Annotated in this window: 2 protein-coding genes and 1 pseudogene; 2 read left to right on the plus strand and 1 reads right to left on the minus strand. The window is 66.5% G+C overall.

Going from position 1 to position 5175, the window contains the following annotated elements; translation table 11 throughout:
- A partial coding sequence (locus V5A20_RS12915; RefSeq protein WP_332327518.1) for a hypothetical protein occupies positions 1-3188 on the minus strand: 3188 nt, incomplete at its 3' end.
- A 316-nt stretch (positions 3189-3504) separates the two neighbouring features.
- Here V5A20_RS12915 and V5A20_RS12920 point away from each other — a divergent pair.
- The gene (locus tag V5A20_RS12920; protein ID WP_332327519.1) at positions 3505-4047 is read left to right on the plus strand and encodes a plastocyanin/azurin family copper-binding protein; all 543 of its coding nucleotides are present in this window, start codon (positions 3505-3507) and stop codon (positions 4045-4047) included.
- Positions 4048-4180: 133 nt separating this feature from the next.
- Positions 4181-5175: pseudogene (locus tag V5A20_RS12925) on the plus strand (Sec-dependent nitrous-oxide reductase); the annotation flags it as partial.

Consider the following 5175-nt stretch of genomic DNA (forward strand, 5'->3'; position numbering starts at 1 on the left):
CCCGGCGAGATGCGGAAGCCGAGCTCCCACGTCGTGTCGCGGCGCTGGAACGGGCGGGCGTAGTAGGCCTCGAGGAGGAAGTTGCCCAGGATGTTGAAGCGGGCGGCCACGCCTGTGCTCACCACCGGAATCGTGGTGTCGGCGCTCTCTGTCTCGAAGGTGAAATCCGGGCCCTCGTCGTTCGTCCACGTGACGCCCGCGTCCACGAACGGGGCCAGGGTGGTGGGCAGGTACTGGAACGGGATCAGGCTGAGGCGCTCCGGCCCCAGGAGGGGAATCCGAACCTCAGCCCGCGTCGTGAGGGCGCGGGTGCCAAAGAGCCGGTCGATCTCAGCGCACTGCGACGTCGTCGGGTCGTCGGACACCCGGGTACAGCCGCCGTTTTCGCGAATGCCGTCCGCGATGCTCTGGACGCTGTAGCCGCGCACGAAGCCCTGGCCGTAGGGATACCCGATGTACTCGTTGCCGATGCCGAACTCATCGTCGAACGTGGCCCCGTAATTGCCGACATGGAGCGCCTGGAGGGCGAACGTGAACGGCTCTGCGTAAAAATAGCGGCGCACGTCGGCGCGGGCCGTCACGAAGTTCTGCGAGCCGAGGGTGGGGGACACTTCCAGCCGCCACCGCCCGCCCTGCAGCGGTCCCGTGAGGCCATTCGTCGTGAAGTCGCGCACGTACGCTGCGCTCCCGCCCGCGAGGTACTTCGGGTCCCGGTCCCCGAAGGCCGCCTCGATCTGATCGGCCGTGTTGTCGTCGACGAGGCCCGCCGTGCGCACGTTCGTCCCGAAGCCGTAGCGCGTTCCCGAGACGGAGAATTCGAAGCGCCGCGTTTGGCTGAGGGGGTAGGAGGCCCGCCCGGCCGCAGACGTAATGAAGGCCCGCTGCACCACGCTCGCAACCCCGGTCAGCTGCCCCGATCCATTTTGGACCGGGACGGTGTTTGCGGAAAAGACGAGCGGGGTGTGGCTGAGCGAGCCGCCCCAGTTGAGCTGGTTGCGCCGGTTCATGTACGACACCCCGCCTCCGATGTCGCGGAAGGTACCCTGGGCCTGCACGGCCACCCCGAGGGTCTGGTGCCCCAACATGTCGCCAAATCGGAGCCCGATGCCGCCGGCCAGTCCGCCCCCAAACGGCCCCCCGACGGAGACGCCAATGCCACTGGCCCGGGAAATGGACTCCAGGGACAGCGTCGGGTCGTAGTCTTCGGCTTCGTAGTCCGTAGACGCATCTGGAAGGCCCGTCTTAGAATCGCGGAGGTTCGCCGCGATGAGGCCGTCATTCGGGGCCGCGGGAGAGGGCAGGAGGCCGGCGGTACGCGACGTGTCGGCGGCGGGGCCGGTCGCTCCGTCGTCCGTCGTGTCGGCCGTCGGGGGGCGCCCGGCCGCCCCCGCCGAGGCCGCCCGGGCCGTGGGGGCGCGGAGGCGGGTGCCCTGCACCTCCCCGGCGGGACGACGGACCCCGGTGTAGTTGCCGTCGGCGAAGACCGACATCATCATGTCGCCGTTCTGAGAGGCCACGGACAGGGCCGGAGAGCGGGCCGTGATGCCGCTTACGCCCGTCTTGAGGCGGGTCACGCGGAAGCGCTCGCCGCTCGACAGGTCCACGCGGTAGACGTCCTTGAACCCGTCCGGGTCGCTGATGAAGTAGAGGCTCTGCCCGTCCGGCGCGAACTGCGGATTGTGGTGCAGCGCATCGCCGAAGGGCTCGCGCACCGTCACCTCCCCGCTCGACACGTCGATCAGCCCCAGATCCATGTTCGACGACGGGCTCAGTGTCTCGAGGTCCGTGCCCGCGCGGTCCGTCGCAAAGGCGAGGGTCTCGCCGTCCGGCGCCCACGTCGGCTGGAGGTCCGCGTAGCGGTCGTCGGTGAGCTGCCGCACCGACTCCGTCTCTAGGTCCAGCACGTAGAGGTCGCTGATGCCGCCGTCCGTGCCCGCGAAGGCGAGGGTCTCCCCGTCCGGCGACCACGCCGGGTTCTTCATCGACGTGACGCCGTCGACCGAGAAGCTCTGCTCGATCTCTTCCTCAACGATGTTCCAGATCGTGATCTGGTTGTCGCCGTCCTCAAAGCTGACGAACGCGAGGCGGCGGCCGTCCGGCGACCACGTGCCGGCCGAATCGATAAAGCGCAGTGCGTTGAAGTGCCCGGTCATCCCGGCCTGGTCCAGCTCCGCGATCACCTCTCCGGTTTCGGCATCCGCCACGTACAGGTTAAAGGAGAACAGCTCCCGCTCCGAGATGAACGCGACGTAGCGCCCGTCCGGGCTGAGCGAGGGGGCGATGTTGATGCGTCCGCCGTTCGTCTCCGGGGCGAGCACCGTCTGGCCGGCGGAGTCGGGCGGCGTGCGGCCCTCCATGAGCGGGCGATAGGCATCGCGGGTGGCCCGGCCCCACTCCTTCGTCAGCGAGTCGGGCGAGACGCCGAACAGCTCCACGTAGGCCGAGTCGAGCCCCACCTGTCCCCCGCGCTTGAACAGGTTTGTGACGGCCTGGTCCCCGTACTTGCCGCCAATGTAGGCGAGATAGGCCTGCCCGTAGCGGTAGGGAAAGTACTCGCGCGGATTGGACAGGTCCTCAAACGACGGCATGTCGTCCCGGCGCACCGCGTCCCGCATCCACATGGCCGTGTGCGAGTCCCGTCGCCCCACCGACAGGTACTCGGCCATGCCCTCGATGAGCCACGTCGGCAGGTTCCGAAGCTGAATGCCCAGGCTGTCCTGGTTGAGGCCCAGGTCAAACTGGAACGAGTGCACCAGCTCGTGGCCCAGCACGTGGTCCGTCTCCCCGTACGACGCGGAGAGGGGCATCACCACGCGCTCGCGCAGCGGCTCGGTGAGCCCACCGGTGCCCTGGCTGATGGGCTGCGGCGTCACATTGGTCTGCTGAAAGTCCGCGTCGTTGGCGTAGAAGATGATTGGCTTCTTCTCGTCGAAGCGGTGCAGGAAGAGCTCCGTGTGGCGGTCGTACCAGCGCTCCGCCATTCGGGCCGCATCGCGCACGGCCCGCTCTTCCTCTGGGTAAAAATAAAAGACGAAGTGCTCCGTCTCCAGGGTCTGAAAGCTGAAGTCGTCGTACTGGACCTTGTTCTGGCCGAAGTACTGCGCCTGCGCGTCCGGCAGGCCAACAACGAGGACGAGACCCGCGACGACGGCAACGAGGGACGCGACGAGGGACGTTGGGGATCGCATGGCGAAGGAGGAACGGTTCGACAAAGCGATCAAGAGGGGTTCCGGGTCCTCGGTACACAAAACGGGGGCGGCCTTCTCAGTATTGTAGTGGGATGTGCGGGGGGAGAGCGTTACGGGGGACCCCTTCCAGGGCGAAGCAATGGACGGTGTGCTGTGGGAGAGCACAGTTGCATCTGTGCCCTGCACTGGAGCGAGGGACGCGATTCATGTAAACCGTCAATGAAGCGAGTGCGGAGTTGACGTAGGTCAAAGACGCCCTTGGGGAGGACCGCATAGATTAGAAGTGAGATCAATTGACAACGCGCCCCTTGCTCCCATGCGCTCCCGTTTCCGCATCGCGCCCCTCCTTCTCATGCTTGCCCTCGCCATGACGGCGTGCGGGGGGTCCGAGTCGTCGCCCGACGACGCGTCCGCCTCTGCGTCCGCCTCGCAGTCGGAGGCCTCCCAGACGGTTGATCGAACCGTCACCCTTCAGCCGAAGGGCAACCGGATGAAGTACGAAACGACAGAGTTTTCCGTCGCCCCTGGAGAGACCGTGCGCCTTGTCTTCGAAAACACGGCCACGAGCCCGTCGATGCAGCACAACGTCGTCCTCCTAACCTCCAACGACGAGGCCCTCTTCGAGGAGGTGGGAGAGGCGGGCACCCGGGCCGGGTCCTCGAACGACTACGTGCCGCAGGAGGACCCGCTCCGAGAGCAGGTGCTGGCGTACACCCCGATGTCCCAGCCCGGCGAGACGGTGGAGGTGACGTTCACGGTGCCCGAGGAGTCCGGCGAGCACGGCTACCTCTGCACCTTCCCGGGGCACTGGGCCACCATGCAGGGCACAATGATCGTGACGGAAGACGCCGCGGCGTAGCGCCGCGGCCTCCAGGCGCGTGGGGGACAGGCGGGGGAATTCTGCTGACAGACGCGCCTCGCAGGAAGGCCGGTGTTTCTGCTGGTACAAAAAATATTCGCATCCTTTTATCCGAAACAGATTCTCGATACTTATGCGATACCTCACATATTTCTTTCTGGTCGTCCTGCCGCTGGCCCTGTTGGGCTGTGGAGGCGGATCGTCGGGGTCCACCGATGGCGCCCCCGCCTCGTACGTCCCGCCCGGAGAGGACGACGACTACTATCTGTTCTACTCCGGCGGCCACTCCGGCCAGGTCTTCGTGGCCGGCCTGCCGTCGCTGCGCGAGATTCAAGAAATTCCGGTCTACACGCCCTCGCCGGGCCACGGCTACGGCTTCGACGAGGAGTCGAAGGAAATGATGGGCGAGTACCGGTGGGGCGACGTGCACCACCCGGGCCTCTCCAAGACCGACGGCGTGTACGACGGCCGCTGGCTGTTCGTGAACGACAACGCCAACAACCGGGTCGCGCGCATCAGCCTCAGGGACTTTAGCACAAAGCAGATCCTGGGGCCCATTCCAAACTCGATGGGGAACCACGGCTCCTCCTTCGTGACCCCGAATACCGAGTACCTCCTGGTGGCCACGCGCTTCTCCGTGCCGCTTCCCAAGGGGCGTCACGCGGACGTCGAGGACTACGAGGAGGAGTTTAACGGCATCGTCAGTGGCGTAGACATCGACCCGGAGACCGGCGAAATGGGGGTGGGATGGCAGGTCAAGACGCCGCCGTTCAACTGGGACCTCGGCTCCACCGGCAAGGGGCCGAGCGAGGGCTGGGCGTTCTGGACCTCCTACAACACCGAGATGGCCCACGACTCGCTGGAGATCAACGCCAGCCAGCGCGACCGCGATTACGCCGCGTTCGTGAACTGGGAGCGCGCCGAAGAGGTCGTCGAAAACAACGACATCAGCGGGCGCAACGGCGTGCCGCTGATCGACCCGGCCAACCACGAGGGCGTGATGTACTTCGTGCCGGTCAGCAAGTCGCCCCACGGCATCGACACCGACCCGTCGGGCCGCTGGATTGCGGCGTCCGGGAAGCTGCAGCCGACCACCACCGTCTTCGACTTCGAACAGGTGCAGACGGC

It is taken from the genome of Salinibacter sp. (genome assembly GCF_036626415.1).
GTDB lineage: Bacteria > Bacteroidota > Rhodothermia > Rhodothermales > Salinibacteraceae > Salinibacter.